General features: G+C 35.8%; 35 protein-coding genes. 16 read left to right on the forward strand and 19 right to left on the reverse strand.

Annotation, left to right across the window (positions count from 1 at the left end; genetic code table 11):
* Nucleotides 1-119: 119 nt before the first annotated feature.
* The 11 genes from ACWYN3_RS00165 to ACWYN3_RS00215 all read right to left on the reverse strand — a co-directional run bounded on the left by ACWYN3_RS00165 (nt 120) and on the right by ACWYN3_RS00215 (nt 6,623).
* Entirely contained in the window at nt 120-749 is a 630-nt protein-coding gene (locus ACWYN3_RS00165; RefSeq protein ID WP_456219318.1) for a DUF3226 domain-containing protein, read from the reverse strand.
* The gene (locus tag ACWYN3_RS00170) at nt 749-1,879 is read right to left on the reverse strand and encodes an AAA family ATPase (protein ID WP_456219319.1); all 1,131 of its coding nucleotides are present in this window, start codon (nt 1,877-1,879) and stop codon (nt 749-751) included. The genes ACWYN3_RS00165 and ACWYN3_RS00170 overlap by 1 nt, the downstream gene beginning before the upstream one ends.
* Nucleotides 1,880-2,319: 440 nt before the next feature.
* Nucleotides 2,320-2,724, reverse strand: a complete 405-nt coding sequence (locus ACWYN3_RS00175) for a hypothetical protein (RefSeq protein ID WP_456219320.1) — start codon at nt 2,722-2,724, stop codon at nt 2,320-2,322.
* A 106-nt stretch (nt 2,725-2,830) separates the two neighbouring features.
* Nucleotides 2,831-3,040 carry a hypothetical protein gene (locus ACWYN3_RS00180; protein ID WP_456219321.1) on the reverse strand — a complete coding sequence of 70 codons (210 nt, stop codon included), beginning with the start codon at nt 3,038-3,040 and terminating at the stop codon, nt 2,831-2,833.
* A 283-nt stretch (nt 3,041-3,323) separates the two neighbouring features.
* Entirely contained in the window at nt 3,324-3,461 is a 138-nt protein-coding gene (locus ACWYN3_RS00185) for a hypothetical protein (RefSeq protein WP_456219322.1), read from the reverse strand.
* A 367-nt stretch (nt 3,462-3,828) separates the two neighbouring features.
* Nucleotides 3,829-4,005 carry an Arc family DNA binding domain-containing protein gene (locus tag ACWYN3_RS00190; protein ID WP_456219323.1) on the reverse strand — a complete coding sequence of 59 codons (177 nt, stop codon included), beginning with the start codon at nt 4,003-4,005 and terminating at the stop codon, nt 3,829-3,831.
* Between the two features lie 2 nt (nt 4,006-4,007).
* Nucleotides 4,008-4,160, reverse strand: coding sequence for a hypothetical protein (locus tag ACWYN3_RS00195; RefSeq protein WP_456219324.1), 153 nt, complete (start codon nt 4,158-4,160; stop codon nt 4,008-4,010).
* Nucleotides 4,154-4,864: an SPFH domain-containing protein gene (locus ACWYN3_RS00200; protein ID WP_456219325.1), complete on the reverse strand. Its 711-nt coding sequence runs from the start codon at nt 4,862-4,864 to the stop codon at nt 4,154-4,156. Before ACWYN3_RS00200 ends, ACWYN3_RS00195 begins: the two co-directional genes overlap by 7 nt.
* Before the next feature lie 99 nt (nt 4,865-4,963).
* Entirely contained in the window at nt 4,964-5,680 is a 717-nt protein-coding gene (gene blaOXA, locus ACWYN3_RS00205) for a class D beta-lactamase (RefSeq protein ID WP_456219326.1), read from the reverse strand.
* A 119-nt stretch (nt 5,681-5,799) separates the two neighbouring features.
* The gene (locus ACWYN3_RS00210) at nt 5,800-6,210 is read right to left on the reverse strand and encodes a dihydrodipicolinate reductase C-terminal domain-containing protein (protein WP_456219327.1); all 411 of its coding nucleotides are present in this window, start codon (nt 6,208-6,210) and stop codon (nt 5,800-5,802) included.
* Between the two features lie 26 nt (nt 6,211-6,236).
* Entirely contained in the window at nt 6,237-6,623 is a 387-nt protein-coding gene (locus ACWYN3_RS00215; protein WP_456219328.1) for a hypothetical protein, read from the reverse strand.
* A 143-nt stretch (nt 6,624-6,766) separates the two neighbouring features.
* On the opposite strand from ACWYN3_RS00215, the gene ACWYN3_RS00220 reads away from it, so the two are divergent.
* Genes ACWYN3_RS00220 through ACWYN3_RS00230 form a run of 3 tightly spaced genes read left to right on the forward strand, consistent with a single transcriptional unit; the run spans nt 6,767 to nt 8,753 of the window.
* A complete protein-coding gene (locus ACWYN3_RS00220; RefSeq protein WP_456219329.1) occupies nt 6,767-7,243 on the forward strand; it encodes a DUF3887 domain-containing protein in 477 nt (158 codons plus the stop codon).
* Between the two features lie 41 nt (nt 7,244-7,284).
* Nucleotides 7,285-8,088, forward strand: a complete 804-nt coding sequence (locus ACWYN3_RS00225) for an alpha/beta fold hydrolase (protein WP_456223337.1) — start codon at nt 7,285-7,287, stop codon at nt 8,086-8,088.
* Nucleotides 8,088-8,753: an HAD family hydrolase gene (locus ACWYN3_RS00230; protein WP_456219330.1), complete on the forward strand. Its 666-nt coding sequence runs from the start codon at nt 8,088-8,090 to the stop codon at nt 8,751-8,753. The genes ACWYN3_RS00225 and ACWYN3_RS00230 overlap by 1 nt, the downstream gene beginning before the upstream one ends.
* Nucleotides 8,754-8,769: 16 nt before the next feature.
* Here the strand turns inward: ACWYN3_RS00230 and ACWYN3_RS00235 are convergent, their stop codons facing one another.
* On the reverse strand, nt 8,770-8,997 hold the full coding sequence (locus ACWYN3_RS00235) for a hypothetical protein (protein ID WP_456219331.1): 228 nt from the start codon (nt 8,995-8,997) through the stop codon (nt 8,770-8,772).
* 26 nt (nt 8,998-9,023) lie between these two features.
* On the opposite strand from ACWYN3_RS00235, the gene ACWYN3_RS00240 reads away from it, so the two are divergent.
* Nucleotides 9,024-9,713 (forward strand): SOS response-associated peptidase, encoded by a 690-nt coding sequence (locus ACWYN3_RS00240; RefSeq protein ID WP_456219332.1) that lies wholly within the window; start codon nt 9,024-9,026, stop codon nt 9,711-9,713.
* A gap of 37 nt (nt 9,714-9,750) precedes the next feature.
* Here ACWYN3_RS00240 and ACWYN3_RS00245 read toward each other — a convergent pair whose 3' ends face one another.
* Entirely contained in the window at nt 9,751-9,996 is a 246-nt protein-coding gene (locus tag ACWYN3_RS00245; RefSeq protein WP_456219333.1) for a hypothetical protein, read from the reverse strand.
* A 122-nt stretch (nt 9,997-10,118) separates the two neighbouring features.
* Between ACWYN3_RS00245 and ACWYN3_RS00250 the strand changes: the two genes are divergently transcribed.
* Entirely contained in the window at nt 10,119-10,640 is a 522-nt protein-coding gene (locus tag ACWYN3_RS00250) for a DUF892 family protein (protein ID WP_456219334.1), read from the forward strand.
* A gap of 18 nt (nt 10,641-10,658) precedes the next feature.
* Here the strand turns inward: ACWYN3_RS00250 and ACWYN3_RS00255 are convergent, their stop codons facing one another.
* Nucleotides 10,659-11,015, reverse strand: coding sequence for a hypothetical protein (locus ACWYN3_RS00255; protein ID WP_456219335.1), 357 nt, complete (start codon nt 11,013-11,015; stop codon nt 10,659-10,661).
* 555 nt (nt 11,016-11,570) lie between these two features.
* Here ACWYN3_RS00255 and ACWYN3_RS00260 point away from each other — a divergent pair.
* Both ACWYN3_RS00260 and ACWYN3_RS00265 read left to right on the forward strand, forming a co-directional pair.
* Nucleotides 11,571-11,705 carry a hypothetical protein gene (locus ACWYN3_RS00260; RefSeq protein ID WP_456219336.1) on the forward strand — a complete coding sequence of 45 codons (135 nt, stop codon included), beginning with the start codon at nt 11,571-11,573 and terminating at the stop codon, nt 11,703-11,705.
* 32 nt (nt 11,706-11,737) lie between these two features.
* Nucleotides 11,738-12,295: a hypothetical protein gene (locus tag ACWYN3_RS00265; RefSeq protein ID WP_456219337.1), complete on the forward strand. Its 558-nt coding sequence runs from the start codon at nt 11,738-11,740 to the stop codon at nt 12,293-12,295.
* A 1-nt stretch (nt 12,296) separates the two neighbouring features.
* On the opposite strand, the gene ACWYN3_RS00270 is transcribed toward ACWYN3_RS00265, so the two are convergent.
* Together ACWYN3_RS00270 and ACWYN3_RS00275 are read right to left on the reverse strand one after the other, a co-directional pair.
* Nucleotides 12,297-13,307 (reverse strand): SDR family oxidoreductase, encoded by a 1,011-nt coding sequence (locus ACWYN3_RS00270; RefSeq protein ID WP_456219338.1) that lies wholly within the window; start codon nt 13,305-13,307, stop codon nt 12,297-12,299.
* On the reverse strand, nt 13,294-14,571 hold the full coding sequence (locus tag ACWYN3_RS00275; protein WP_456219339.1) for a nucleotide sugar dehydrogenase: 1,278 nt from the start codon (nt 14,569-14,571) through the stop codon (nt 13,294-13,296). Before ACWYN3_RS00275 ends, ACWYN3_RS00270 begins: the two co-directional genes overlap by 14 nt.
* A 121-nt stretch (nt 14,572-14,692) precedes the next feature.
* On the opposite strand from ACWYN3_RS00275, the gene ACWYN3_RS00280 reads away from it, so the two are divergent.
* The 3 genes from ACWYN3_RS00280 to ACWYN3_RS00290 are packed head-to-tail and all read left to right on the forward strand — an operon-like array spanning nt 14,693 to nt 16,738.
* On the forward strand, nt 14,693-15,475 hold the full coding sequence (locus ACWYN3_RS00280; protein WP_456219340.1) for a hypothetical protein: 783 nt from the start codon (nt 14,693-14,695) through the stop codon (nt 15,473-15,475).
* Nucleotides 15,436-16,188, forward strand: coding sequence for a hypothetical protein (locus ACWYN3_RS00285; RefSeq protein ID WP_456219341.1), 753 nt, complete (start codon nt 15,436-15,438; stop codon nt 16,186-16,188). Before ACWYN3_RS00280 ends, ACWYN3_RS00285 begins: the two co-directional genes overlap by 40 nt.
* 4 nt (nt 16,189-16,192) lie before the next feature.
* Nucleotides 16,193-16,738 (forward strand): M13-type metalloendopeptidase, encoded by a 546-nt coding sequence (locus tag ACWYN3_RS00290; RefSeq protein ID WP_456219342.1) that lies wholly within the window; start codon nt 16,193-16,195, stop codon nt 16,736-16,738.
* 88 nt (nt 16,739-16,826) lie between these two features.
* Here ACWYN3_RS00290 and ACWYN3_RS00295 read toward each other — a convergent pair whose 3' ends face one another.
* Nucleotides 16,827-17,405 carry a YceI family protein gene (locus ACWYN3_RS00295; protein WP_456219343.1) on the reverse strand — a complete coding sequence of 193 codons (579 nt, stop codon included), beginning with the start codon at nt 17,403-17,405 and terminating at the stop codon, nt 16,827-16,829.
* 313 nt (nt 17,406-17,718) lie between these two features.
* On the opposite strand from ACWYN3_RS00295, the gene ACWYN3_RS00300 reads away from it, so the two are divergent.
* The 4 genes from ACWYN3_RS00300 (at nt 17,719) to ACWYN3_RS00315 (ending at nt 21,050) form a co-directional block, all read left to right on the forward strand.
* Nucleotides 17,719-18,327 carry a hypothetical protein gene (locus tag ACWYN3_RS00300; protein WP_456219344.1) on the forward strand — a complete coding sequence of 203 codons (609 nt, stop codon included), beginning with the start codon at nt 17,719-17,721 and terminating at the stop codon, nt 18,325-18,327.
* Between the two features lie 455 nt (nt 18,328-18,782).
* Entirely contained in the window at nt 18,783-19,700 is a 918-nt protein-coding gene (locus ACWYN3_RS00305) for a PAS domain-containing protein (RefSeq protein ID WP_456219345.1), read from the forward strand.
* 28 nt (nt 19,701-19,728) lie between these two features.
* Nucleotides 19,729-20,349, forward strand: coding sequence for a sensor histidine kinase (locus tag ACWYN3_RS00310; RefSeq protein ID WP_456219346.1), 621 nt, complete (start codon nt 19,729-19,731; stop codon nt 20,347-20,349).
* A 68-nt stretch (nt 20,350-20,417) separates the two neighbouring features.
* Entirely contained in the window at nt 20,418-21,050 is a 633-nt protein-coding gene (locus ACWYN3_RS00315) for a response regulator (RefSeq protein WP_456223338.1), read from the forward strand.
* A gap of 126 nt (nt 21,051-21,176) precedes the next feature.
* Here ACWYN3_RS00315 and ACWYN3_RS00320 read toward each other — a convergent pair whose 3' ends face one another.
* On the reverse strand, nt 21,177-21,713 hold the full coding sequence (locus tag ACWYN3_RS00320; RefSeq protein ID WP_456219347.1) for an HlyD family secretion protein: 537 nt from the start codon (nt 21,711-21,713) through the stop codon (nt 21,177-21,179).
* A 331-nt stretch (nt 21,714-22,044) separates the two neighbouring features.
* Between ACWYN3_RS00320 and ACWYN3_RS00325 the strand changes: the two genes are divergently transcribed.
* Complete coding sequence (locus ACWYN3_RS00325; protein WP_456219348.1) at nt 22,045-22,251, forward strand: hypothetical protein; 207 nt, start codon at nt 22,045-22,047, stop codon at nt 22,249-22,251.
* Entirely contained in the window at nt 22,215-22,772 is a 558-nt protein-coding gene (locus ACWYN3_RS00330; protein ID WP_456219349.1) for a LytR/AlgR family response regulator transcription factor, read from the forward strand. The genes ACWYN3_RS00325 and ACWYN3_RS00330 overlap by 37 nt, the downstream gene beginning before the upstream one ends.
* A gap of 573 nt (nt 22,773-23,345) precedes the next feature.
* Here ACWYN3_RS00330 and ACWYN3_RS00335 read toward each other — a convergent pair.
* Complete coding sequence (locus ACWYN3_RS00335; RefSeq protein WP_456219350.1) at nt 23,346-24,053, reverse strand: XRE family transcriptional regulator; 708 nt, start codon at nt 24,051-24,053, stop codon at nt 23,346-23,348.
* Nucleotides 24,054-24,196: the final 143 nt, after the last annotated feature.

A 24,196-nucleotide genomic window follows, 5' to 3' on the forward strand; every position in this document is an offset into this window, starting at 1 on the left:
ACATCAAGTTTACGATAATTTTCCTGATTCATATCCTTATTATATTCAATTATGCTGTTAATAAATCTTTAAATAAAAGACTGATCATATTCCGGCCTAGAATGTCTACATAAAGTTGATTAATGATAAAGTTGTTTCAACCAATTATGAGAGAGAGAGTCACAGGTTTCATTTTCTGCGTTAAGGTATTGTTTGGTTATACTAAGCCCCATAGGGCTTCCTGGACTTTGTTGTAAGGCAAGCCATGAATGTATCTTAGCTTTTGACTTATGGATTAAGGCATATTTATTAATCCCCGCATCTTCAATTTCCTGCATAGTTTTATTTACTATAGGCAAGATCAAGTCATCAGCTGGCACCATAAAAGCAATAAAGTCTTCCAACATACCTGAAAGATCATTATTAGGCATAATCCAGATACCAATTTTGATTTGTTGATCATTAATCAGTATTAATCCTTCTTCCGGCATATCAGGTGGAAAATTAAATCCAAGCGGAGATATGATGTTGATTAGTCTATCCCATCTAAGGCGAAGATCGGAGTCAGCGTCTAATATGATTCCTATAACTTCTATATTAGACTGCTTTAGTCTAATAGGTATTTGATCAAATAGCTTATCGATCCCTTCACAATCAACGATATCAAAGCAATGGTCTATCTGATGTTTTTCGCACAATGCAAAAAGAACATGCTGATCATCGTTACCCTCTACCAGCAGCTTTTTCGCGAATTTTTCGTTGACTTTCATTATCGGGTTTCAATATTTAAATCGGTCGCAATTTTCAATTCTGCCGCAGTAAATTCAACTTGTTTAATTACTCCATTTTCATTATCAAGACGAACCAATTTACCACTATTTTCCTTGTTTTCTTTTCGATTTAAAATATTTTCAAACCCTCTAATACAATCATCACTGTGCGTAGTAACAAAAACTTGAACGTTCAATATTTTGGATATGGTAAAAATGATTTCCCAAAGTTTCTCCTGCACGGTGTAATGTAAACCATTTTCAAACTCATCAATTAATAAATATCCATTATCCGAATTAATCAAAGCTAAAATAATTGTTAAGATCCTATTCATTCCGTCGCCCATGCTCCGCAACGGTATAACTCCTGAGGAATTTACTAATTTGATAACAGGAGATCTGTCTTGGCCTCCATCTTGGATGAATGCTATTCTTTCTGTAGCAGGCTCAATAATTTTCAAGGCATCAATGACATATACCTCCCGCTCTGTCAAAGTAATATTATCCCAAAGTTTACCATTAACTTCGCGATCAATATTTCTCGTTCTGATAAACTGCAAGTTATCAAACTCGGAAATTAATTGACGATTTACAAATCTACTAAATCGTTCCTCATCTAGGGCGATTAATCTTGCACCTAGTTTTGTTCGAGTTTCAAAGCCAATCTTATAACTGGATAATTCAGAGTCTTCTGTCTTATCAACAACTACCCTCTTTCTACTTAAAATTCCGTCCTTATCTGTTTGTGTCTCCTCAATAAATTTCACAAACCTAATTAATACAGCATCATAGCCGGAATTGGATTTGTCATTTTCAGTACCAATTGATATTGCGTTGTCTTCATTAAAACTAATAGTTCTGTTAGCGAACAGAGATGACAATGTCTTAATATTTGAATCGACGATATTTATATTTTCATTCTCACGCACGCGTTTGAATTTTTCACCTCGCTCTGCTAATAGTTCATAGAGAAACGGTAAATCGCCTTTCATGGCAAAGATTGCAATTGCCTCAAGTAATGTTGATTTTCCTGTGTTATTTTTACCAGTAAAGAGGTTGACTCGTCCCAGTGATGGTATTCGAAAATCCTTTAGATTTCTATAATTATTAATTTCTAATGAGCTTATCATACCTTATAAAGGTAGAAAATTAAGTTGACATGAAGATCTCGCAATGGAAATGTTTTCTTATAATGGTGTGCTAGAAAAGGCCAAAAATGATCTTATCCCTTGTTCAAAATAATGTAAACCCTATTGATAATCATCAGCATTGTAAGTAAAAATGTACCCAAAAGGAAATATATTAAGAAAGAAATCAGTTGTGATAGGCAAAATCTCCAGATACAGAGTAATTGTTGTAATGAGGTGAGAGCCGGATATTTAATCGGCATTAGATATAAGAATAGAGATTATCAGTAGCGATAATACAAATAATGAAATGACGATGTTGAATGATATATTAATATGGATTTCCTTTACACTATGATGGAGTAGTGCTACCAGAACTCACCAAGGTTTTTCTTGTACGGTGGGCGATTCCACCGTCTGCTTATTTGCAACTTTCTTTATTCCTATTCCACCCATGGTTCGGAAAACTGTACAGTTTTCTCAGTGATTTTATAAGGCAGATAATAAACTCCGTTGACATCCATATCCGTGCTTTTAAACTTAGCTATTAATACATATACAGGATCTTTATATTGTTTATTGGTAACTATTGCCTGATAAACTATTGCATAAGCAACGATATTACCAGATGACAGTTTTGTTGTGAAGTCATTTTGTATATGATCTAACAGCACGCTTGCCATTGGGTAATTATCATTATCACCTATTAATCTTTGCATGGTTTTTCCTTCCTGATCGACACAAACACCAATAGGGTAGAATTCACCCTGTTGTTGCTCCAGAAGGCCTTTTGCCATGGAATAGCTATAGTTCAGTAGGTTAATAATAGTATCGGAAAGTTGGTGCATTGTTTGTCTTTAAGAGTTAAAAGACGGCTAAGATACCCCTTTGCTTCCACCTTTCTTGTAGGATGTGCTATTTTAGGCTATGTATTTGGGCTGTATATAAATTATTTTAATTATCAATCTTAAAATCTGATTTCATTGATTTGACTACCAGGATACCTATCAGCCCGATTAATACAACCATGATCACTTCTCCTATAATGAGTACTATATTAGAAGGAGGAAATGATGCGCCGCTGAATTTTATAAAGAATGATAATAAAAGTAGAGCGATTTCTAAAATCGCTGTAACTAAGATAGCTTTTGATAAATTCCCCATGATTAATCTCTATTAGGCGTGTATAGTCATATGTAATACTGCTTTTCTGAGCCTTACTCATTAATAATTCCTGGATATTACCTGAGTTAAAACAGATATAAATAGCCTTAGCCTTGATTATTCTTAATTATAGGGATATATAATATAATTTATGCGATTTTATTACGTGAACAACCGTTTTACCAATGTGAATTTGGGTTTAGATGGGTATCTAAAATGTCATTTCTTCTTATCTGGAAGTTAAAAGATGACGCATGGCAGGTTACGAGGGTTGTGAGTTTCATTAATAAGCAATCACCTGTCTTAAATGATGTTCTAAATGCTGCACATAATCATCGAATATAAAAGCTAATGTTGCACTTTCACTTCCTCCGGCAAAACATTGTCTTTTTAATGATTCAGCAGGTATTAATTTGATCAATTCTAATATTTGTTTGTTGTAAACAGTCCATAAGGAAATAATCTGCCTGCTATCAATCTGGTTATAATAGTTGAAAGTATTACAATTGTTCTGGTCGTAAGTTATTTTTGGGGTGTCCTCAAACTGACCTCTTACAAAACGCTGGTGATTAGCAGCGGCACTGTCAATAAGATGTCCGATGATTTCTTTTTTACTCCATTTGTAGCTGCTGCAGGCTTTAAAGAAAATATATGATCATTAATGTCATTCAAAAGTTGGGGTATAGTATCACATAAATATTGTAATCTTTGAATTGATTGTATAGTCATATATTTTCTCTTATAAATGGTTTAGAATTTATCTGATAGTTCAGATAGTCTCTTATTTCTCAGGGAGCATCTTTGTGTGCTCCTTTAACTTTTGTTCTTTTTGCGCTCTTCAGGCTGTTACTCAGCATCCACTCAATCTGACCATTAACACTACGAAATTCATCAGCAGCCCATTTCTCTATAGCCTTCATCGTTTCTGAATCAATCCTTAACGCAAATGATTTCTTTTCTGACATATTTATTGATTTAATGTCCCGGTATTGATAACGGGTTTTGTTTCGCTGTCTCCACAAAGGACAACCATTAAATTACTGACCATTGTTGCTTTTCTATCATCATCAAACTCAATGATTTTCTTGTCTGCAAGAAGCTTCAATGCACTTTCTACCATTCCCACCGCGCACCTTCAACAATCTTATGGCGGGCAGCTACTACAGCAGATGCCTGTTGTCTTCTAAGCATAGAATGGGCAATTTCAGGAGCATAAGCTAAATAACCTATTCTTGATTCTATGACCTCTATTCCTGCAATTTCCAGTCTTTCTGCCAGTTCTTTTTCTAAAGCAATATTGACATCATCAAAGTTGGTACTTAAAGTAATGGTTGCTGTTTCGTCTTCGAAATGATCATAAGGAAAAGAACCTGCAAGCTTTCTCACTGCAGAATCTGTTTGTATTTTGATAAAAGTTGTATAGCTGTCAACTTCAAATGCAACTTTAAAAGTATCTCTTACTCTCCAAACCAGGATTACACTGATCAGGATCGGATTTCCCATTTTATCATTCACCTTGATTTTTTCACTCTCAAAGTTTCTGGCACGAAGCGAATAGGTGAACCTGGTATACAATGGGTTGACCCAGAACATTCCATTTTGCTTAATAGTTCCTTTATATTTTCCAAAAAGCAAAAGTACTTTTGAACTATTGGGGCTGACAATGATCAAGCCCTTTGCCAGGATGATAAATGCTGGAATACAGGCTGTAATTAAAATGATTTGCTCTGTGCTAATCGCATAAGCTAATAAACCAGCAGTAATGGCTAAAAGGAAGATGACGAGATAGCCATTAAAGGGTGTAACAATCTTTTCTACTTTCATGTGTATAGTATTTAAATGATATTAAATTGATATCATAAATTTAGTTATTTAATAATCGTAATACCAAATGTTTTGATTATTTTTATTTCGGTTGGCTCCTTAATTATCCCATTCTTGTTTCTTGATCACTTTTAAATCATCCAGTACATTAATCGCAATAGCAACACCAGCTTTCCTGAACTCTGGCTTCTTATCCTCGGTCTGTATACAATTAGAGAAGTAATAAACATTATCACTGGTTGTAATGTAGCCTACATACCAGGAAACATACAGGTCACCCTGTTTTCCATTTCCGGTTTTAGCTCTGATTACATAGTCTTTGGTGTTTTTAACTATCATAATGCTTTTTACAATATCCATCGTACGGGAAGAGAATGGAAGTTTATCGCCTTGCAGCCTTTTTAAGAAATCAATTTGTTGAACAGGAGTGATGCGAAGACCTCCCCATAGCCAGAACCCATCTATTCCACCATTGATATTTTCATTGCCATAATTCGCTTTGTGCAACCAGACTTCCATTTTCTCTTTGCCTACTAATTTTGCAAGCTCTTGATAAAACCATACTGTTGAATTTTTAAATGCGTTCTTCATGTCTGTGTCAGCATTCCAGGCTGGTACAGGCCGTTCTTTCTTATCCCATTTGAAAACTACATTTTCATCTTTAACAGCTCCGGTTTCAAGTGCAATTAGTGAATTGCAGATTTTAAATGTCGAGGCAGGGGTAAAAGGTGTGGTCGTTTGTTCCTGGTTGTAATAGGTGTATTGTGCATTCTTCTGATCATACAAAATAAAAGAACCTTTACTGGTATTCATCATAGAATTTTTTAAGATTATCCTGAGGATTTGTCTTAATATCTGATTTAAAAGAAACCAATCCCGCTGCTGTTAATATTATTAAGTACGATATACATTTTATCATTTTCATCTGTATTTTATTAGCTAAAATCCATTACACTGTCCAGACCTCTTTTCAAACCGGTGAAAGTGTCTACTTTCCTGATTGCAAGTAAAGCGCCCTGCACATATGGTTTTGCACTGTTTCCGGCGTCGTGTTTAATCGTAAGTTTTTCATCTTCTAATCCAAAGATAGTTTCAAGTGAAATTACAAATCCTGGTAATCTTACTGAATGTACTTGCGTTCCATTAATATCTGCCCCTCTGGTTTCCTTAATTCCTTTAGTATCTTTTATAGCAATGGTTTTAATAGATTCTTTGATTTTTGATAATCTGTTAGCGAGTTCTAAAGCACTCCCGCTTGGAGAATCGATTTTGCGATCACTTGCGTAGTCAATAATTTCCCAAATGCGCGGCATATACTTAGCTGCCATCTCCGCGAATTTATTCAACAGAACAACGCTGATAGCGAAATTTCCTACAGCCAGTACGGATTTTTTTTTTTCTGATCAGCAATAACACTTATCTCTTCATAATCTGCGTCCGAAAGACCAGATGTGCCCACAACAACATTAACTCCTTTGTGAATAGCAGTAAGAATCTGATGTTTGGCAATGTCCGGTTTAGTATAGTCAACTAAAACATCACACGGAATAGTTAAGGCTTCTTCTATTGTCCCAAAAACCGGGATGTTTTTATCATTGGATAAATTTAGTATCTCATTCAGATCTTTATTCGCATTGGTACGTGAAACCGCAGAAACCAGTTCAAGGTCATCCGTTAATACGATTGCTCTGCAAAGTTCAGAACCAGCCCATCCAGTCGCACCAGCAACACATACGCGTATTCTTTTATTTGTTGTCATCTTTATTTTGAAATTATATTATTTACGAATCGGTTAATTAATAAAGAAATTTATTTGCTCTAATCTACCTGTTTTTTTCATGCGGTGAGGTCATGTTTAAATCAAAATTATGTTAGCTTTGATTTAAACACCATATAAAGTACATGAAAAAAATCACATTACTAATCGTTGCATTGTTGTTCTCGACATTATCTTTTTCGCAGGATATTATAAAACTGTTTAACCGTTCAACAGACTTTTTTGATTTAATGGATCAGAAGAAATTTACAGATGCCCAGGCTTATTTTGATGCAAGTGTATCTGCAAAAATTTCTGCCGCAGATTTGCAGAAAATGTGGGAGACTTTCAACGAGAAGCTTGGTAAATTTGAATCTGCAAGTGGTGTTGAAAGTAAAGCCAAAGGTGATTTTTTTGTAGTTACTGTAGATGGGAAATTTGCAAATGCTACACAATCATTTTTGTTAGCCTATAATAAAGCCGGAAATATGGTTGGTTTTTTTGTTGCGCCAAACAGGTCGGCGGCAACTTATTTAAATCCTGCATATGCAGATACTACACTATATATACAGAAAAAGAGATTTATATTAAAACTCCGGGACATAGCCTTGTTGGAAAACTAACCATACCGAAGAATGCAAAGAACTTTCCTATAGTTGTATTGGTGCATGGTTCAGGGCCAGCTGATATGGATGAAACTGTAGGCCCTAATAAAACCTTCAAAGATCTTGCGGCTGGTTTTGCTGCTAAAGGGGTTGCCAGCATCCGTTATGTGAAAAGAACAATGGTTTATAGTGGTGAGTTTGGTGGTGCGTTCACTGTTAAAGAAGAGACCATGGATGACGCGCTTGCAGCGGTTACCCTAGCTGCTACAATTCCTGATATCGATAAGAAACAGATTTATTTAATGGGACATAGCCTGGGAGGAATGTTAGCACCAAGAATGGCTGCTTTAGCACCTGAATTAAGTGGTATTATATTAGCTGCAGCACCAGCAAGAACTTTAACTGATGTCCTGGTTGAACAGAATAAATATATGTTTGGTTTAGCAAAAGATACAACTCAGATGCTGAAAAAACAGTTTGATGAACGAATCAAAGAACTTGACAGAAGCAGGTTGACTGCGCTGGGGAATATGAAAGCAGACTCTGCTATTTTAGGTTTACCAGTTTCCTATTGGATAGATCTCAATAAATACAACCAGGTAGAAACTGCAAAAAAGATAAGTAAACAACGCATTTTGATTGTACAGGGGGGGAATGATTTCCAGGTTTCGACCCATGACTATGAGCTGTGGAATGCAGCATTGAATAAAAAACGTAATGTAACCTTGAAATTATATCCTGATCTGAACCATTTGTTGAGTTCTCAGGTCGAAAAAGGCTCTCAAAGTCAGTATGATACACCATCGAGTGTGTCTGAAACTTTCATTAATGATCTGGTTGGCTGGATTAAAAACAAACAATAATGGCGAAATTTAAAGCACTCCTTTTTGATTTAGACGGTACTCTTATAGATTCAGAACATTTTCATTATACAGTATGGAATGAGATACTTGCAGAATCTGATGTTCAGCTTGAATATTCAGATTTTCTTAGAAACTTTGCTGGTATCCCTTTACCTGGAAATGCTAAAAGGTTAAAGGAGTTATATGAAATTGAATCGCCTTTAGAGGTCTTGATTTCTAAGAAAGAAGATCTGACTAATGAGCGTTTAATCACAAGTACAATCGAGCTGATGCCTTATGTAAAGGAAACACTTGATTTCTTTTTTCAGAAAGGTATAGCTATGGCTTTGGTTACGGCAAGTAAAAGAGCTGATGTAGATGAGGTATTCAGGAAAAACGGATTAAATAAATACTTTAATTTGTTAGTAACCAGAAGTGATGTGACCAAAAGCAAGCCTGATCCTGAGTCCTATAACCTTGCAGTGAAGGGAATTGGCTTTCAGAAAAGTGAGTGCCTGGTGTTTGAAGATACTGTAAATGGTTTGCTCGCTGCTAAAAATGCTGAATTAACTTGTTTTGCCATTCAGGGTGATGAAGAAAGTCATATTAAATTAGCCAGTGCCGACAGGATTTTTACTGACTTTCTGCAAGCCAGAACCTATATAACAGAAAATGAACTGATCTGATAAAACCAGATCAGAATTAAGGAGCCTGATAATGAGTTGTAATCAGTGTAAGCAGGTCTTCACTTATTCCGGTGTCGTTGTCAGCCTTCCATTTGTTTTCTTTAGTCATTTTGATCTCGAAATTTTCATGGTCATCTATAGAAACAATATGGTTTGTTTCGTCTCCGTCTGTTACTGAATGTACAGATACTGCAACAGGTTTACCTTCAAAATCAACTTCAAATCTGGTTACTTTATAACTCATTAAGCAAAGATATAAATTTACAATTCATGTGCGCACGCTATACCCTAACTAAAGCTCAAAAGGAACTATTAATCCGTTACCAGGTGAAATTGCCGGCAGACTATCAGGCAAATTATAATCTTGCACCCACTCAAAAAGGCTTGGTTATTACTGCGGATGAGCCGGATACAGCACAGCTGATGCATTTTGGGCTTGTTCCATATTGGGCACAGAGTACGAAGCTCGATTTTTCTACGCTAAATGCACGTTCTGAAGAAATCATGGGTAAAAAGACTTTTGCACCGCTGATTACGCATCGTAAAACCTGCCTTGTACTTGCAGATGGTTTTTATGAATGGGATAAAAAAACGGGGGATACGTTACCTTATCGGTTTGTGTTAAAAGACAGGGACTTATTTGCTTTTGCAGGCTTATGGAGCCAGTGGAAAGATCAGTTTTCGGGAGAGGTTTACCGGTCTTTTACTATCATGACTACCGCAGCAAACGAAACTGTTGGAAAAGTTCATGCACCTAAATTTCGAATGCCTGTCATCCTAAGCAGGGAAGAAGAGTCATTGTGGTTAAGCAAAGATCTGGGGACTCCTGATTTGCTAAATTTATGCAAGGCGTATCCGGACGATCTGATGGATTGTTACCGGGTAGATAAGGCTGTAAATGCTACTGTAGTGAAGGGGGTAATTAATAACAGGCCTGAACTGATGCAGGCAATAAGTTAATAGAGAACATAGTGTATCTATGTCCTCTGAATTATTTCTAACCTTTTTTGTTTTCCAGGTAAACTGTTAAAACGCTTTTTAAATAAAGCTCAGGTTTAGGCATGTTAATCACTGTTCCAGGCTCTTTATCCTGTGATTGTTTGATGTAATTTGCTTTGATTTTACCCCAGTCTTTTGAATAAAGCTGGATGAAAGTTTCTACAAACTGCTCATCAGTATAATCTTTTGGAAGCTTACTTAGCACAACTTCTATTTTCTCTTCTTTTCTATGTAATACTGCCATAATGAATTTTAAATCTTTGCAAAGCTATGAACTAAAAGTGATTTACATAAACTTTTCTGAGTTCTATTTGTTCTAGCTCTGTTAATCCTTATAGGATATAGTTCCTAAAAGAAATTAAATCATTGCCTTATGGTGGATCAACTCAGAGAGCAAGGCTTACTGGATTTCTTTATCCGTGTCTGCAGGATCTATATATAGCAGAAAAGAAACTGGTTAATTGTGCAGCTGCATTATCTATAGCCGCATTTACGGAAGAATTGCAGCGTGCATTGATTTCTCAGTCAGAGGAAGCTGGAAAACATGTGGGACGGTTGGATGCCGTATTCGATATGATGAACCAGCAGGCCGGTAAAGGGAAGTGCAATATTATAGAAATCCTAAGTGATAAAGCCGCTTCTATTGTAAAGACGGTCGAAACGGGTACGGCCCTTCGCGATGCAGCAATAATTTATGCAGTTCAGCTCATCGCTCATTATAAAATAGCAAGTTATGGAAGCTTAATTTCGCTTTTAGCGGAACTTGACTATCCTAAGGCTAAATTAATCTTGAAACAGTGTCTGGCAGATGAGCGGGCTGCAGATACTTATCTTACACAAATTGCAGTGAATTTTATTAACCCTGCAGCGCAAAGAGAATCTGAATAATCGATTTAACAGCTAATGCTAGGGAGTTTCTTTCTTGTAGTTATCAGCTACTTTCTCCGCTAAATCAAAAAATCTGGAACGCCAGTAGTTTCTGTCTTTTTCCATTTCTTCGAACGTTGTGATTTCGTGCGGGTCGTTACTCTTTGCACGTTGTATTTCAGGATATTCACCAGAGAAGTCATGTTTCAGCACTTCTCCATATCTTGAGATTACTTTATAAGGTAAATGAGGATCCAGAATATGGTGATAATAGCTCGTTCTGTCAAATCCTGCTGATGCAGTTAACGCCTTGATTGTTATCCCGGTTTTACGAACAACAGAATCTAAATATTCGCCTTTATGTTTCTTGATATCCCCTTTTTTCACTAAAAACAAGGTAAACCAATAATGTTTAAAAATATTCTACATTTTTTTATTAGTATTATTCTACAATTATGTTGATATTAGTGTTTATAATGTAGAATATTTCAATTATTTGAATAATTAATCAACATATTTGTTTATTTGACAATAATAATTATTATGTAATAGAAATATAGATTGAAACAAAATTTTTAATTTAGCAGTTCTTCAACTCGACATGAAGCACTGCTTGATGAGCCTCGTAACAGAAATCTGGTAAATTTCAATAATACCCTACGAGATAAGTCAAGCAGCCTGAACTCATAAATATGGGGTCGGTTGCTTGCTTAAGTTTATTGTAGGGTATATTTTGAAAAAAATATTTGGGTTTACCAGAACCTCTGTTACATTAGACGAGCAAGTAGCCGACCCTGTTCTTTTCACAGATCCCACCTATTTGTTTTCGCAGGCCCATTTTAACAAAACAACCTTTTTAGGGAAATGGTATGTGCGGCTGGCGACTCTATTCCTGGTCAACGCATATTGCTGGCCGCCATACTTTTTCCATTCTTTAATTAAATTGTGCTTATGAATATTTATTCAGGATCTCAGAAAGCAAAATGGGATATCCAGATGCCAGAAAAAGTGTTTCATATTAAAGGAACTATCGTTGTCACTGATCCTCTTGCTGTCCAGTTCAAACCAGTAGAAGGATATGGGTAAATAGGGTAGAGATATTTCCGGAGAGTGCCAATGTGCTCCGGCCCTTTTATGAATGTAATTTTGAATGGGGTGAATTGGGACAGAATGCTTCCTATACCACCGCATTATCAATTTGTTTGGCCATTTTCAGGAATGAAAGGCTGGCGGAAAATTTGTTCGTATGTTTTAAAGAAGAGTTTGTCCAGAATTTTCCTGATGGTAATTTCGAACTTGTATTGGAAATTACAAGGTTTTTAAATAAGAATAACAATAGGCTGCACCCGGATTTATACAGTCGTTTTTGTTTTTCTGCGATTACCAGTTTCAGAGAAATTCTTTTATTTAAAAACCCGGAAACTGGATTAATCACAGCGGACCTGGCAGAAAATTATGCTATGCATAGAGAAACTATGCCTAATGTAAAATTGCGGAAATTAAATGAACGTAAACAAAGGCTTTTATTCAGATTGTTTGCGAAAGATGATTACATGATTAGTGGATATGAATTTCCAGAAATTATGTTAAAGGTAGAAGATCTGATGGCCAGATTTTACTGGAGATCTGTAGAAAAGATTATTATGAGGCAAACTACGGAGAAATATGAAGAATAGGCTAAGACTTATTCTTCATCCAGTTCAGCGTATATGCTAATCCCTTTTTTACATTATATAATGGAGCGTATCCAAGATCTTCCCTGATCCGGCTAATATCAGCTAGCGAATCATGAATATCCCCTGTTCTGGAAGGCCCGTAGGTTTGCCCCGGATCTGTACCGTTAAGTTCTTTTATGCTGGCCCACAGCTGGTTTAATGAGATACGTTCGCTGAAAGCGACATTGTAAATTGAATGGGGTATATCGCCGGGAAATAATAGTGCTTTGATATTGGCCTGCACTACATTTTCTATAAAAGTGAAATCACGGGTCTGGCTGCCATCGCCATTGATTTGCGGTGCTTTATCTGATAATACGGCCTTCATAAAAAATAAAGGAATGACTGCTGCATAAGCACCTTCAGGATCCTGATTCGGACCAAATACATTGAAGTATCTTAAGCCAACACTGTCTGTGCCATAGGTTTTTCTAAAAACATCTGCATATAATTCATTGACCAGTTTAGTCACAGCATAAGGAGAAAGGGGAGCACCGATACGGTCTTCTGTTTTAGGTAGTTCCTTGCTATCGCCGTATGTGGAAGAGGAAGCTGCATAAACCATTCTTTTTACCTGCTGCTCTTTTACAGCAATCAGCATATTTAAAAAGCCTTCTATGTTAACCTGGCTGGTAGTCGATGGGTCATTAATAGAACGGGGTACGGACCCCAGTGCGGCCTGATGGGAGACATAATCTATTCCTTTGCAAGCTGATGTACAAACAGCGGCATCGCGAATATCACCATTGATAAACTCGAATGCAGGATTAGATTCGAATTCCTGGATATTCTTTAAAAAACCTGTCGATAAATTATCCAGTACACGAACTTTCGCAGCACCATACTTCAAATGAAAGTATTGAACCAGGTTTGAACCAATAAAGCCAGCTCCGCCGGTTATCAGGAAAGATGATTTACTTAAATCCTGATTGTGATAAGGATTAATATAAAGTTGGCTTTTAGAGTCTTCCATGAGTAAGTTCTACTGGTAACATTCCTTTGATATCATAAACTACTGTACGCTCTTTACAGAGCTGCAGTACATCAAGCTCTTCAAATTCAGTATGAGCAACAGCAGCAATGACTGCGTCAAACTTGCGGTCTGTAATTGCTTCATTCTGACAGGTAATACCATATTCCTGATAAACATGTTCAGGATCTGCCCATGGATCAAGAATACATACATTTACATGGTATTCTTTTAAACGGGCTACAATATCTATTACCCTTGTATTACGTACATCAGGACAGTTTTCTTTAAATGTGAAGCCTAAGATTAATACTTCACTGCCTGTTACCTGTATTTTTTTTCGAACCATTAATTTGATGACTTCATCGGCAATATATTGTCCCATGCCATCGTTTAAGCGTCTTCCTGCAAGAATAATTTCGGGATGATAGCCTGCTTCCTGTGCTTTTTGGGCAAGGTAGTATGGGTCTACGCCTATACAATGTCCGCCTACAAGACCTGGTTTGAAATTCAGGAAATTCCATTTGGTTCCTGCGGCTTCCAGTATATCCAAAGTATTTAATCCGATCAGGTTAAATATCTTAGCGAGTTCATTGACAAAGGCAATATTAATATCTCTTTGTGCATTTTCTATTACTTTGGCAGCCTCGGCAACTTTAATACTCGGAGCTCTGTAAGTACCTGCTGTAATAATGGTACGGTATAATTCATCTACCCGGTCTGCCGTTTCTGGTGTGGAGCCGGATGTGATTTTTAAGATCTTAGTTAACGTGTGCTCTTTATCGCCTGGATTGATACGCTCAGGGGAATATCCGCAGTAAAAGTCTACATTGAACCGAAGTCCTGATACGCGTTCCAGTACAGGAGCACATTCTTCTTCAGTGACACCAGGATAAACTGTTGATTCATAAATTACGATATCGCCCTGCTTAAGGAATTTACCAACAGTTTCACTGGCTTTATATAATGCAGACAGGTCTGGATGATTAAATTTATCAATTGGTGTTGGTACGGTAATGATATAAATATGTGCATGCTGTAAATCATTAATATCATTACTGAAAGATAAATTAGATTTGACCTTCTGTAAATGACTTTCAGTGATTTCCAGTGTGTTATCGTATCCTGTATTTAGTTCTTCTATGCGTTTTTGTTTAGTATCGAAACCTATCACTTTGAAATACCTGGCAAAAGCTACTGCCAGTGGTAAACCAACATAACCGAGGCCAATAACAGCTATAGGGGTATCCTTGTCAATCCTTGTCATCTATAATCTTCTATTCTGCAATCTTTTTCAAACAGGTCGCAATTTATTGAAATAAAACTGGATCTTAAGCATTAATTGTTTATGCTTCTTAGTAGATTTGGTTAAACTAAACTGATAATGTATGAATAATTTAAAACTCTCTTTGGGGATCCCGTTAATAACAGGTTCTCTGTTGATTTTTGCGGCATTCCATTCCTTTCATTCAACAGGTGATCCTAAATCGGGGATTATCCTTGAAAATATGGATAAACAGGTTCTTCCGGGAAATAATTTCATGGAATATGTCAATGGAAGCTGGATTAAAAAAACTGAAATCCCTTCGGATAAACCTTCTGCGAGCGTAGGCTCGATGGTGAATGATAAAGCACAGGAAGATGTTAAAGCAATTATAGAAAAATCAGCTTCAGGAAAGTTTGCTGATGGTTCTGAAGAACAGAAAATCGGTGATTTGTATGGTTCATACATGAATATGACTGCAAGGGACGCGATAGGTGTGAAGCCTTTGGCTGCTGATTTTAAAAAGATAGATGCGATTAAAAATCAAAAGGAATTAGCTGCTTACTTTGCCTATGCGAATAAAATAGGTAATATGGCTCCTTTCAGTGTTAATGTTTCTGAAGACTTCAAAGACCCTAAAAACTACATGTTGCTAACCTGGCAAGGTGGTTTAGGGTTGCCAGACAGAGAGTACTATTTTACAGATAATGCGAAGTCTAAAGAGATCAGAACTAAATATGTAACACATATTGAGAAAATGCTGACGCTTGCCGGTGTTGCTGATGCGAAACCTAAGGCTGCTGAGATAATGGCTTTGGAGACCTCAATGGCTTCTAAACAAATGAAAAAAAAGAAGAGACCAGAAATATGGCTGGTTTGTATAATAAATATGCAGTTAGCAAGCTGAATACTTTAATGCCAGATTTTGACTGGCTTGGCATGCTTAAAGAGGCTGGTGCTAATAACGCTGACAGCGTAGTTGTTGCACAGGTGAATTATACTAAAGATCTGAATGCTATTATTAAAAATACGCCACTTTCTACCTGGAAAACTTATTTGAAATGGAGTTTGGTACATGGTGCTGCTGGTGCATTGAATACTGCGCTGGACGAAGAGAATTTTAATTTTACTGGAACTGTTCTAAATGGAATACCTAAACAACGTCCGCAATGGCGCAGAGCTGTTGGGATTGTAAATGGCTCTTTAGGGGAGATGGTAGGAAAGTTATACGTTGAGAAACACTTTTCGCCCGAAGCTAAAGCGCGTATGCTCACCCTGGTTGGTAATCTGCTTAAGGCTTATGAAGCAAGTATTAAAGATCTGGAATGGATGAGTCCTGAGACTAAAATAGAAGCATTAAAGAAAATCAGCAAGTTTACTCCTAAGATTGGTTATCCTGATAAATGGAGAGATTATTCCAGTCTTAAGATTGTTATAAATGATCTTTACGGAAATCTGACCCGTTCAACTGCATTTGAGTACAATCGTATGATGAAAAAAATGGGAACTCCGGTTGACAGATCCGAATGGGGGATGACACCTCAAACGGTAAATGCATATTATAACCCGCCATTGAATGAAATTGTGTTTCCTGCGGCTATTTTACAACCCCCATTTTGATGATATGAATGCAGATGATGCGGTAAATTATGGTGGTATCGGTGCTGTAATCGGTCACGAAATTGGTCATGGGTTTGATGATCAGGGCAGTACTTTTGATGGTGACGGTGTGATGCGTGATTGGTGGACCAAAAATGACTTAAGTGAATTTAAGAAAAGAACGGGTGCTTTAGTAGCTCAGTATAGCGGATTTAAAGTGTTAAGTGATCTGAATGTGAATGGTGAATTTACCTTAGGGGAGAACATCGGTGATCTTGGTGGATTGACTATTGCTCTGAAAGCTTATCATACTAGTCTTAACGGTAAAACTGCTCCTGTTCTGGATGGTTTTAATGGTGATCAGCGTGTATTTATTGGCTGGGGACAGGTTTGGTTAAACAAATCAAGAGAACAGGCTTTGAGAAAACAGGTAGGAACTGATCCACATTCTCCTGCAAGGTTCCGCGTTAACGGAGTCGTGAGAAATATTCCTGAATTTTATACTGCTTTCAATGTGAAACCTGGTGACTCATTATATCTTGCACCAGATAAGAGAGTGAAAATCTGGTAAGTTTAATTATATATAAAAAAAAGCCGCTATCCAGTATTGGACAGCGGCTTTTTTTGTTTAAGCAGATTTGCTTAAAACACAGTTTAAATTAGTTTTTAACGAATTCTGTGTTTGCATTAAGGGTGATTTCATCACTTAACATTGCATTAGGATATTTTGAACCTAAAGCGAAGTCAGCTCTTTTGATTGTTCCGGTTACTTTGAAACCTGCAGTAGCTTTTTTAGACATTGGATTAGTAGTTATGCCTCTTAAAGTAGCATCTAAAGTCACTGGTTTAGTTACACCATGTAATGATAACAGACCGCTTACTTTGAATTTATTACCAGCTAATTTTTTAACTGAAGTACTTTTGAAAGTTAATTTAGGGAATTTTTCTGCATCAAAGAAATCTGCACTTTTCAAGTGTCCGTCTCTTTTATCATCTTCTGTATTTACTGAATTTACATCAGCGCTTAAAGTAATAACTGCATCAGAGAAATCGTCCTTTGAAGCTGTGATAGTTGATTCAAAGTTTTTAAATGAACCTTCAACATCAGTAATCAATAAGTGTGTAATCACAAATCCTAGTTTTGAATGTGCTTTGTCTGCCGTCCAGGTAGCGGGTGCTGACTTAAAAGCAAATAGTGCAGTTGAGGCTGCAAATAATAATACAAGTAATTTTTTCATGTCTGTAATTTTTTTTTTTATACGACAAATATGGTATAATTAAATTGTTGTTGTATTGATGTATGATAAGAAAAACATAAGTAAGCAATCTTTATATTAAAAGACTAAAAGCTATTACAGTCTTAAATAGGTATTTAACACCAAGCTTTCAGGTGTTTATACTGTCGTTTAGTTGAAAAATCGTCTTAAATTTGATCTTTAAATTAACCTCTCTCAATTAATATGAAACCATTTACAGGTATGACACCGAAGAATTTGCTTTGTTTCTCGCATCTTCGCTGGGATTTTTTTTTTATTACAGCGGCCTCAGCAATTGTTATTGCGCTTTGCTGATGATACCAATGTATATTTTGTTGAAAATCCCGTGTTTGATGCAAAAGAAAAACCTTATTTGTCTTTTGGGACCAGGTCTGAAACGTTATGGAAAATAGTGCCCCATTTAAGACCGGGATTAAGTTCCAGCCAGATAACCAGGTTTATGATTCAATTAATTGATGAATTTCTGGCAAATGCGGATCTTGATAACTGGACATTCTGGTATTATACTTCTTCAGCTTTAGCACTTACAAAAAAGTACAACCCAAGGTTAACTATATTTGATTGTATGGACGAAGTTTCTCTGTTCAGACGTTCACCTGAAGAAATGACGATCTTAGAAAAGAAACTGGTAGAAAAGGCAGATTTTGTCTTTACACAGGGAAGGGCATTGACTGACAGCAAAAAAAAATTTCATACTAATGTTCATCCATTTCCTTGTGCCGGCCGTCAGGCAGATACAGTGGGAGCTTTGTCATGGGATGATACTTATTCTGCGATGTCTAATTTAATCATTCAGACATCGGCTGGTAAGAATATTCAGCGCAAGCCTTTCAATATTACATCATTTAGTAGTCAATCGTCAATGTTTTCTAAAAGCAATTAGAAGCGGGTTTCGATTATAACCTCTTTTTATAAAATTCAATCGTTTTCATACAAGTGGATACTTGTCTGTGCAGCTTATAGTATCGGGTCAGTAAATGTAAAAAGACTAAACTAATTTATCATTGTGTCAGTTCGCAGTATAATAACTATTTAGTGAGATAAATTTAATTGTTTTATCTTTTAATATATTTTTGTAACTCGAAACGAGCAACTTTATTTTAGCTTTATAAGAATTATGAAATAAGAATAATGATTCCACAAAAATCCAAATCAAAAAAAAACAGAACAAAATAAATCATCTTTTCTCGTTGTTGGAATTGATGGTTCTGTGGGCTCGTGTCATGCTTTTGAGAAGAACACACACACTCAATATGGCAGGAGAGAGGGCCGCTGTAGTATTACTGATCACTTTTAGAAGTTAAAACGGTGGATAAAAGGCGAAGTTCATCAGAAAGATTGAAACATAAGAATGAGATTTTTTCTGCAGCGAGCAATTTGACACCAGATGATGTGAATATTTTGCTCAATGAGCTTCAGGTTTACCAGTTGGAACTTGAAATGCAAAATGATGAGTTAAAAATTTCTTATTTAAAACTTGATCAGGAAAGAGCCAGATTTGTAGGGTTATACGATCTGGCACCCGTAGGCTATTTTATTCTTGATTATTTGGGGATAATTGAAGAAGCTAACGAGAATGGAGTTGATCTGCTTAATTTATCAAGACAGACTATTCTTCATAAGAGATTTCAGAGTTTTATTTCTCCTCAGTCCTGGGAAGATTTTTATAATTTTCTTCAAAGGATGCGATACAATGATAACAAGCAAACTGCGGAAATAAAATTGAAATTACTTGGCGATCAATTTATTTATACCCGCATGGAGGGGAGGGCAGTACTAAATATAATCATCACTGATGTTAAATACTATATTGCCATCATTGACATTACCGAAAGCCGTAATGCACAACAGGTTTTAAAAGAAACAAAAGAGCGACTGGAAATGACGCTTAAAGCTTCTGCGACCGGAACATGGACAATTGGTTGTGAATCCAATGCCGTTTTCTTAGATACACATAGTTTTAAGATTATGGGAATCGGCAGCTCAGAATTTAATGGAACAATTACGGGCCTGATTGACCTTATTCATCCTGATGATCAAAAGCAGGTACGTAATCAATTGATGAACGCTGTACATGGTTTGAAAGATATAAACCTGGAATTCAGGATTTTGTGTGCCCATAATGATTTCAAATATATTGCTGCAAAAGGCCATGAAATTAGGATTCCGGATGAAACAGGTTATTTTGCAGGAATATTAACGGACATCACGGAACGGAAAAAATTTGAACAGGAAACTGCTCTTTTAAAGGAATGATCGGCAGAAACTGATTCTTTCAGCCACATTGACTGCACAGGAAAAAGAGCGTAATAATGTCAGCAGAACTTTGCATGATAGTGTTTGTCAATTGCTTTACGGAATTAAGTTAAATCTGGAAAGTATAGAAAAAACCAATTCGCTGAAAGGGGAATTTAAGAACGTCAATCAATTACTGAACCAGGCAATCAAAGAAACGAGACAGATTTCTTATGAACTGACTCCATCAGTCCTGAAAGATTTTGGCTTTGTTGCAGGAATAAAGGAAATGGCACAGCGCACTAGTACGGCTCATTTTCAGATTGATACTCACATTGATAGTGCTGCGGATTTTCTACATGCTGACGTACAACTGTATATTTTTAGAATGATACAGGAGCTAATCAATAACTGTATTAAACATGCGAAAGCTAATCGTGCAGAGATAAGTGTTTGTTTGAAGAATAACCGGGTTTCTATTAGGGTAGCTGATGATGGTATAGGTCTTAATCTTAATCCTTATAATGATAAAGAAGTTAATGCAGGATCTGGCTTAAGTGGAATCAGGAACAGGGTTTATTTACTAAATGGACAAATTAAATTTAATAATTCCCAAAAAGGCCTGACTGTGACAATTACATTTGAGAATACTCCTGAGCTTTCAGTATAAAAAAGAAGAAAGAGATTGTTTTTGGGAAATAGAATTAAATTATAAAAAGAAACTTTATGTTAAGTTTAATGTTGGCAGAGGATCATAATATCGTGCGGAATGGAATTCGTATGTTATTGGAGGCTGATAAAGAGATCAGTATTGCAGGAGAAGCTACAAACGGGAAGGAAGTGCTTGATATAATAAGTCAAGGGCTTAAAGTAGATATTGTGCTGGCGGATATTAATATGCCAGAGATGGATGGTATTTCCTTAATTAAAGAGCTTAAATTAAAAAGTCCTGAAACGCAGGTTGTCATGCTTTCTATGCTGGATAATGAGAAGTATGTTTCCCAGGCATTCTCTGAAGGGGCATCGGGTTATCTGCTTAAAAATGTGAGTTCTGATGAACTTATTTTTGCATTGAAACATGTATATACTGGTGGTAAATATTTATGTTCGGAGTTAGCTATGCGCTTGCTGAATAAGGTTATTCATACGGTCCCATTGAATAAAGATGGTGCTGATATTGAATACTCTATGCGTGAAATTGAGATTCTGGATCTTATCGCAGAAGGACTTACTAATAATCAGATGTCTGCGAAGCTGTTTATTAGTAAGCGTACCATAGAAGGACACAGACAAAGTCTGATTGAAAAGACAGGTGCGAAAAATACAGCTTCATTAATCAGATTCGCTGTGTTAAGAGGGATTATTCAGTAATCTTATAAGAAACTTAGTAGTTTATAAGCGAACTTTTCTGGCTTAAATTTTACCTTGGCTTTGCCTTGCTGATCAAAATAAAACATACCTTTTTCTGAAAGATATCTGATGTCTTTATATTCAAGGCTAATCTGAAAGGAATATTTTCCTCCGATCAGGAGCTTTGGCTATAGAAGATATTGTTCCGGAAACACTGGAATCTTCTCCATAACCTTCTACATCGATTAAAACTTTGTCACCAATATTGAGTTTTGAAATATCAAATTCATCAGCAATTGCGGTACAATATACCTCGTCTTTATTCTTAATATCTGGCATGATATAAAACAGTGTATCGTTTTTACTGACGTAAGTTTTACTCCTGAAGTTAATTTTATTGGGCATGTAATAGCCAGATTCTTTGGCATATACTGAAGTTTCTTTTTGCCCTGATAAATCAAAAATAGTGAAGAGAAATGTATTTGGTTGTATGACGTTATTAGTGTCAAAAACATCTCTTTTGATAATTCCGTTATAAGGACTAATTACAGGAACGATTTTATGGTGGGTATGAAATTGGGCATTGAAAGACATGCTATTCTTATAAGGAAGAATAAAAGCGATTAACATTAATATGCAGAGTATAATAGAGGTCAGGATGATGCCCCAGCTGAAAAAATCCATTTTTCAGTTTTGCTAACCACATCATTTTTTTGGTTCTCTATCAATTTTATTTCTTCTTCCATTTCAATATTAAGCCAGCATAAAATGAAACAAGCCAGGAAGCCTAGACTCTTCCTGACTTGTTCTTATTCATAGGTAGATAAGATAAATCTTAATCAAAGTATTGATATAGTTTGACTTACTAAAATTTATTGGGTTAAAGCAAGTATTAGGAAGGTAAACTGGATTTTTAGAGAGGTTAAAAAAATTAAACAAATGCATTATCGAATTAGCAGTTAATATAGTACTTTCATTGATCCGAATAATAACCTTGATTAATTTAAATTAACCAATGAATATAACTTGCTATATTGTTGATGACGAGTATCATGTGATCAGTACTTTAAGAGAATATATTAGTGAAGTTCCTTACCTTGAGTTAATAGGGTTTAACAGTAATCCGGAAAAAGGGCTTGTTGAGGTCAACAGGTTAGCGCCGGACCTGGTTTTCTGGATATCAATATGCCTATGCTGGATGGAATGGATTTTTGTCAGATGATCACTACGGCCACTAAAGTTGTTTTCGTAAGTGGTTACCGGGACTATGCTTTTGATGCATTTAGTCATAATGCAGTAGATTATTTGTTAAAGCCAGTTTCGCATAAAAGATTTATGCAGGCTATACATAAAGTGATCAGTTTTGTCCCTATGCTGGGGAAGCCTGCTACACAATATACAACTTCGGAGATTTCCTATATTTATATTAAACACGGGGTTAAAGGCAGACTAATCAAGATAGAATTTGATGATATCTATTATATAGAATCAAACGATAATCAAGTGGTTTTTAACCTTGAAAATGAGAACTACATTGCTTATATCCCTTTGAAAAATGTCCTGCCTCAATTACCGGAAACCAGTTTTTTACGTATCCATAAATCCTTCGTCGTAAATCATAAAAAGATCAGTCATATAGAGGGAAATATGGTTCTTCTTAAGAATAAAACTATTCTGCAGCTGGGTAATACTTATAAAGATTCCTTCTTTAAATACGTGGGTTTAAGTGTGTTAAAAATATAGGGGGTAATACCAATCTTCCAAAGGATATTAAACGGAAAAAAAACGAAAAAACGGAAAAAAACCTTTCTCACGCCACAAAGAACCCACTTTCAGAAAGATTAAAAGATAAGAAGCAAAAACAAAACGAAAATTCCGATTACCATTTGATACCATCTTGCTACCATTCAATCAAAGATAATGGAGTATAAAAGGTATTTAAGTACTATAAAAGCTTACAAAACATGCTTAAACACTGTTAAAACGCAGTTATAAGAGTCTCAATGCTTAAAATAATAAAGCCGTTTAATTAACTATTAAACGGCTTTATTATTTTCTGATAAACACATCAAAAATATTGTGAAAACGTGAATTTTAGCTAAAGGGTATTAGAAAGGGTATTAGATTGGATATTAAAATGAATGTAGTTACGTATCAGTAAAATTGACTAAAAATGCAATCGAAACTATCTGCCCCCCACAAACGTGCAAAAACATGATTTTTTTGCAACAAATAAATGACTGATAATCAGAATTATACGCGATAATGTTTATTGGAATCATAAAAAAAAACGCCTGTGTGATGATTGTATGCCTATTACATCATACTATTTATGCGTATGCTTGCTTTAACCAGGGCAATAGCCTTTATCTTATCCATACGAATATCTCTTGAAGCATGGTGAGCATTCTGACTAACCAATGAAACCCACTCTTCCCCTTTATCACTCTTTTTAACAAACTTCACAACAGTAGTTAGATAGTCGTCAATCATTGCAGATATGATGTGCATTTCACCGTAGTGTATTCCCTCTGACATATTATTTATTTTTCTATAGATCGCAATGTCCCCCGATTTTAGAAGTGGATACATGCTGTCACCAGTAACATATATCGCGCCATCAGATTTTGGAAGATTTGGAATACTGATGTAATCGATTACATTCTGATGCCCTTCAAATAAAGTAACTAAACTAGCAGCCGCATTTAAGTCATATAATGGAATAGCTTGTAATTCCTTTCTGGTATCAGTCCGCAATACAAATTCATTGGTAGTCTCTATTAATCCACTATTGTTATGTGAAGGCATATGGATTTCAGAGTTAGAAAAATCTTTATTGATGAAATCATCCATAGTTATGTGAAAATAATTCACAATATTTTGAATTGTATCTATTTTGGGTTCTGTTCCACGTTCATAAGAAGCTATATTGTCACGGCTACAGCCAATTAACTGCCCAAAATTGTCTTGATTCAATTTTATGGTATCCCGTAAGTATTTGATATTCTGTTTTATATAGTTCATTGTGAAAATAGTTCACACAAATATTTGTTAATGTGAATTATAATCACATTCTTTGTGTCAGTATTTACAAATGTAATATAAGTATGCAAACAGAAGCTAAAAAAGTGAAGTATCCTGAAAATTTATATCTCGAAGTAGAAGTT

It is taken from the genome of Pedobacter sp. NJ-S-72 (assembly GCF_053890575.1).